This window comes from Acutalibacter sp. (assembly GCF_056800975.1).
Genome location: NZ_JBQISV010000124.1, coordinates 1 through 5,226 on the forward strand (window position 1 = coordinate 1; position 5,226 = coordinate 5,226).

Sequence of the window (5,226 nt, forward strand, 5' to 3'; positions counted from 1 at the left end):
CACATCACAATGGCCCCCATGTTCACCATGGGGTTGATATGCCGGCTGTCCAGGGCCCGGTCGCCTGCGTTAATGGCGTCAAAGGGCTTGCCGGTGGCCTCCACGCCCACCCGGCACTGCACCGCCTCTGTGCCGTTGTCCAGCAGGGCCTGCAGCAACAGAATGGGCTTGACCATGCTCTGCAGGGTAAAGCCCTGGCGGCAGTCTCCGGCCCAGCTGTGCTTGCCCTCGCTGCCAATAACATAGACGCCCAGGGCGTCCGGGTCCTTTTTTGCCAGCTCCGGGATATAGTCTGCGGTTTTACCCTGGCTGGTATAGGGGCGGCATTCCTCCAATAATTGTTCCAGCAGTTCCTCCATGGTCTCGCTCCCTTTCCGCTTTTTCGTCTGACTGTATTATACCATAAATCTGTTCGGAGAAGTCCGGTGCTTTTGCGTAGCAAAAGAGAAGCGCTTCGCGCTTCAGGGCTTCTCCTTGTGTTCGTCAGAACACATTTTACCATAGAAGCGGTGGAGACGCAAGTGCCAGGCAAATTGCGGAGTCCCCGGCCTGGGGGAAGGGCTCGCCCCGCCATACTGTAATTATACATGGGTGGTAAGAGACGCTCTTTATCTGCTTTCTACCGCTCCATAACACGGCGGCCTCTCCCTTGCCGACACAGCTCCACCCTGTTTGCAGTGGGACAGTTCTGAGGAAACGCCGCTTTTTCTCATTACCCTCTTGACAATCTCGCCATAATCGATATAATGATAGGAAAACCCAACACGGTCCAGGCAGGGCAGGAACCGTCAGTAGGGACGGAGACGACCACACAGCCGGAAGACCTCTGGCGGCGTTCTCCCGACCCAAACCGGCTGTCCGGCCTGGGCAACATAGCGAATATAGATTTCTCTGCCAATCAAAAAACATATCTGCCGGAGGGCTGCGCCCTGTCGGCGCACCTTCCGGCATCGGAAGGAGTTTTCCCTTTGAGCAAAAATACTGAAACACCCCCTGTGTCCCCAGCGGCTCCCGGCAAAAAAAGCGGCTGGGAAGCCGCCAAGTCTTACCTGCGCCTCTACTTTGTAGACGCCATGAGCGCCATGGCCCAGGGCCTGTTTGCCTCACTGCTGGTGGGGACCATTATCTCCACCTTGGGAGCCCAATTTGGCCTGCCCGTGTTGGAGGAGATTGGGGGCTTTGCCAAGTCCATGGCCGGGCCCGCTATGGCTATTGCCATTGGCTCTGCCCTGAAGGCCCCGCCGCTGGTGCTGTTCTCCCTGACTGCGGTGGGCACGGCCTCCAACGCGCTGGGGGGCGGGGGAGGTCCTCTGGCGGTGCTGCTGCTGGCTATTCCTGCCTGCGAGCTGGGCAAGCTGGTCAGCAAAAAGACCCCGGTGGACATTCTGGTCACCCCCCTGGTGACCATCGGCTCGGGCGCTGCTTTGGCTTATCTGTTCGCCCCGGCCATTGGCTCGGTGGCTACTGCCTTCGGCCAGCTGATTAAAGATGCCACGGTCCTTCAGCCCTTCTGGATGGGCATTGTGGTGTCTGTGCTGGTAGGCATTGCCCTCACCCTGCCCATCTCCTCGGCGGCGTTGTGCGCGGCATTCAGCCTGACGGGCCTGGCGGGAGGAGCCGCGGTGGCAGGCTGCTGCGCCCAGATGATCGGCTTCGCGGTCATCAGCTTCCGAGAGAATAGCTGGGGCGGGCTGGTGGCCCAGGGGCTGGGCACCTCCATGCTGCAGGTGCCAAACATTATCAAAAACCCCCGCATCTGGATTGCCCCCACGCTGGCCTCAGCAGTCACCGGGCCCATTGCCACCTGTGTGTTCGGCCTGCAGATGAACGACCCCTCTGGGGGCGTGGCCTCGGGCATGGGCACCTGCGGTCTGGTGGGGCAGATCGGCGTGTACTCCGGCTGGGTGAACGATGTAGCCACCGGCGCAAAGGCGGCAATCACTGCCTTTGACTGGCTGGGGCTGGGGCTGGTGTGTGTTATCCTGCCGGCTCTGCTGGCCCTGGGGATTGACCTGGGCCTGCGCCGGCTGGGCTGGGTGAAGCTTGGCGACATGAAGCTGGATGTGTAACCTACTTAAGAAAAAGGACCTGGCGCAAGCCAGGTCCTTTTTTGATATAACACAACCTCGCGGCAGGGGGCCTTGTTCCCAAGCATGTCACAGACTGTGGTGGGACAGAATCCCGCCACCATCCCCTCACCTTGTAGTACACGCAGGTCGGGGTGTCTAAGGTGCTGGTGGGGTCTCAGGGAGGCTTCGTGCAGTGAATGTCAGACTTCGTACAACGAATGTCAGAGGCTCCCTGAGTTCGCCCTGTGCACTCTGTCGCCGGAACACCTCTTGCAGACATACCCCTATTTATGATAGGCGCTGCCCCGCAAAATCTGTAGTCCCCGGTACACCTGCTCGCACAGCATTACCCGGGCCAGCTGGTGGGGGAAGGTCATTTTTGACATGGAGATGCCCTGCCCTGCCTGCTTCACCCGCCCGGCCAGGCCGTGAGAGCTGCCAATGACAAAGGTCACGCTGCCCGGCGACTGCATGGCCTGGTCCAGCAACGCCGCCATACCTGGCGAGTCCAGCAGCCTGCCCTCAATGCACAGGGGGCAGACAGTTCCCCGCAGCCGGGGGAGGATCAGCCCCGCCTCCTTTTCCAGCCCGGCGGCAATCTGGGCCGGGGAGGGGTTCTGGGGCAGCCGCTCCTCAGGCAGCTGGATGAGCTCCAGCCGGCACAGGCTCTGCAGCCGCTTCTGATACTCCGCCACAGCCCCCTGCCAGAAGGGCTCCTGCAGCTTGCCCAGGCAGACAATGCGCACCCCCAGCATCAGAAAATCACCGTCCTGCCCTGAAAATTTTCTACCGGCGCGGTTTCCAGCAGGTAGTCCACCTCCCGCACATACCCGGCCTGGGTCAGGGCGGCAACGCTGGCGGCTTCTGCCAGCTGGGGGCTGTTGTTCTCCCGGCTAAGATGGGCCAGCACAAACCGCCGCACCCCAGACTGTAGCAGCCAGGGCAGAATGCCCGCGCAGGCCCTGTTGGAGAGATGTCCCTGACTGGACAAAATCCGCCGTTTGAGAGGGGGCGGGTAGGGGCCCATGCGCAGCATCTCCACGTCATGGTTGGATTCCAGCACCACCGCGTCGCAGCCTGTCAGCGCGGCCTTCACCTCTTCCGAGAGATACCCCAGGTCTGTGGCCAGGCAAAAATTTCTGCCGTCCCCGGTATGTATGCGGTAGCCCACAGGCTGGGCGCAGTCGTGGGACACGGGAAAGGGGCGCACCTCCATACCGGCCAGCTCCGCGCCGCCGGAGATGTCGATTAGCTCCACGTCCCCCACCTGGGGGGCCATGGCGTCCAGCGTGCCGGGGGTGGCGTATACCGGCAGATCATGCTTTTTTGCCAGCACCCGGATGCCCCCGATGTGGTCGCTGTGCTCATGGGTCACCAAAATGGCCTTTACAGCAGACATCTCAATGCCGCACAGGCCCAGAATGCCCTCCATCCTGCGGCAGGAGGGGCCTGCGTCGATCAGCACCCCCGCGCTGCGGGAGCCAATATAGTAGCTGTTCCCCGAGCTGCCGGAAAACAGCGGGCAGAGACGAGCCATATACCTTCCTCCTCATAAAACGGCCCTGCCGGGGCTGACCGGACAGGGTGCATGTCCTCTTATTGCTTTTGCTCGGGCCTGAGCTGGCCCAGTATATCCCCCACCCACTGGGTGTGGTCTGCCTGCCGGGCCCCTTTCCTTCGCCAGGACAGGGACAGCGGCAGCTGAACGCCGTTTTTGGCCTGAGGCCCCAGGTCCCATTGGCCAGACCCGTCCCGATGCGCTTCCAGCCAGTCCGCCGCAAAGTCCAGCTTCTGTGCCGCCTGACCGTACCCCAGCAGCAGCTCCACCGCGCTGAGCCAGCGAACGGTCTCTCGGCCGGCAAATTCTCTGGGTGGACGGCTCACTGGGCCGTCGCAGATATAATAGATGCCCTCCGGCTTCTCGATCACATAGTCCAGAAACCAGGCTTCGGTTTGCGGCGACAGCAGGCCCTTGACTAGGCTTACATGGTAAAAATCCACAAAGTCCCGCTCCCGTCCGCCCCGGGGCGGGGCCCCGAAAGTGTTGGTATAGGCATGACGGTAGCTCCCGGCATGATACCGCCCTTCCGTAAAAGCAGACTCCACCACACCGGCCCACTGCCGGGCAAAGGCCAGGGCCTCGGGCTCCTCCGGACAGAACTCCCGCACCCAGGTGGAGAGCATCAGCCGGGTGAACAGGGCCCAGTCGTGGCCCTTCTCCCAGTAATTGTCGATGGTTCTCTCCCCCCGCAGGCAGCTGACCATACAGTCCACCGCCCGGCGGATGGGCTCGTCCTCTATGGTATAGCCCAGAATGCGCAGCCGCCGCAGGGCCTGTTCCGTGGTCATCAGTCCCCGGCGGCGGTCCGGCATGGACAGGGTGTGAAACTGACTGCCCCAGGTGCCGTCCGGGTTTTGCAGCGCCAGCACCTGGGCGGCGCTGGCCTCATAACGCCTTCTTACCGGCATAACTCAGCCCAGGCGGTAATTGCTGCCATAGCTGTCCGGGGTCCGCTGCAGATGGATGTCCGCGCCCAGCCCCGCCAGCTTGTCGACAATGTTCTCATAGCCCCGCTCAATAAACTTGATGTTCTCCACCTGGGTCACCCCGTCGGCCATCAGACCGGCCAGTACCATGGCAACTCCGGCCCGCAGGTCAAGAGCCCGCACCGGCGCGCCCTTGAGCATGGGGACGCCCTCTACTACTGCCAGACTGCCCTCTACGGTGATTTTCGCGCCCATATTCCGCAGCTCGTCCACATATTTGAAGCGTCCGCCGCTGAAAATACCCTCTGTCACCATGCTGATGCCCCCCGCCGTGGTGAGCAGGGTGGTGATTTGAGGCTGCATGTCTGTGGGAAAGCCAGGATGGGGCAGGGTCTTTACATTGCATTTGCGCAGCTGGCCGCTGCACACCACCCGCACACTGTCGTCCCCCTCCTCCACGGTTACGCCCATTTCCACCAGCTTGGCAGAGATGGACTCCAGGTGCTTGGGGGTCACGTTTTTCACAGTGACGTCCCCATGGGTGGCGGCGGCGGCAAGCATATAGGTGCCGGCCTCAATCTGGTCGGGGATAATGGCATAAGTCCCCCCCCGCAGCTGCTGCACCCCGTGAATCTTGATGGTATCCGTGCCCGCGCCCCGGATATCCGCG

The 5,226-nt window shown here is 62.0% G+C and carries 6 protein-coding genes; 1 reads left to right on the forward strand and 5 read right to left on the reverse strand.

Features of this window, described 5'->3' with window-relative positions; all coding sequences use genetic code 11:
- A partial coding sequence (locus ACTO5E_RS10045) for a glutaminase (RefSeq protein WP_482303349.1) occupies positions 1–359 on the reverse strand: 359 nt, incomplete at its 3' end.
- A 690-nt stretch (positions 360–1,049) separates the two neighbouring features.
- On the opposite strand from ACTO5E_RS10045, the gene ACTO5E_RS10050 reads away from it, so the two are divergent.
- Positions 1,050–2,069, forward strand: coding sequence for a PTS sugar transporter subunit IIC (locus ACTO5E_RS10050; RefSeq protein WP_482303355.1), 1,020 nt, complete (start codon positions 1,050–1,052; stop codon positions 2,067–2,069).
- Between the two features lie 284 nt (positions 2,070–2,353).
- Here ACTO5E_RS10050 and ACTO5E_RS10055 read toward each other — a convergent pair whose 3' ends face one another.
- The 4 genes from ACTO5E_RS10055 to ACTO5E_RS10070 all read right to left on the reverse strand — a co-directional run.
- Positions 2,354–2,824: a 23S rRNA (pseudouridine(1915)-N(3))-methyltransferase RlmH gene (locus ACTO5E_RS10055; protein ID WP_482303351.1), complete on the reverse strand. Its 471-nt coding sequence runs from the start codon at positions 2,822–2,824 to the stop codon at positions 2,354–2,356.
- On the reverse strand, positions 2,824–3,606 hold the full coding sequence (locus ACTO5E_RS10060; protein ID WP_482303353.1) for an MBL fold metallo-hydrolase: 783 nt from the start codon (positions 3,604–3,606) through the stop codon (positions 2,824–2,826). Before ACTO5E_RS10060 ends, ACTO5E_RS10055 begins: the two co-directional genes overlap by 1 nt.
- 59 nt (positions 3,607–3,665) lie before the next feature.
- Positions 3,666–4,538 carry a hypothetical protein gene (locus tag ACTO5E_RS10065; protein WP_482303354.1) on the reverse strand — a complete coding sequence of 291 codons (873 nt, stop codon included), beginning with the start codon at positions 4,536–4,538 and terminating at the stop codon, positions 3,666–3,668.
- Between the two features lie 3 nt (positions 4,539–4,541).
- Positions 4,542–5,226 (reverse strand): UDP-N-acetylglucosamine 1-carboxyvinyltransferase (locus ACTO5E_RS10070; RefSeq protein WP_489687103.1); only part of this gene is annotated, 685 nt, incomplete at its 5' end.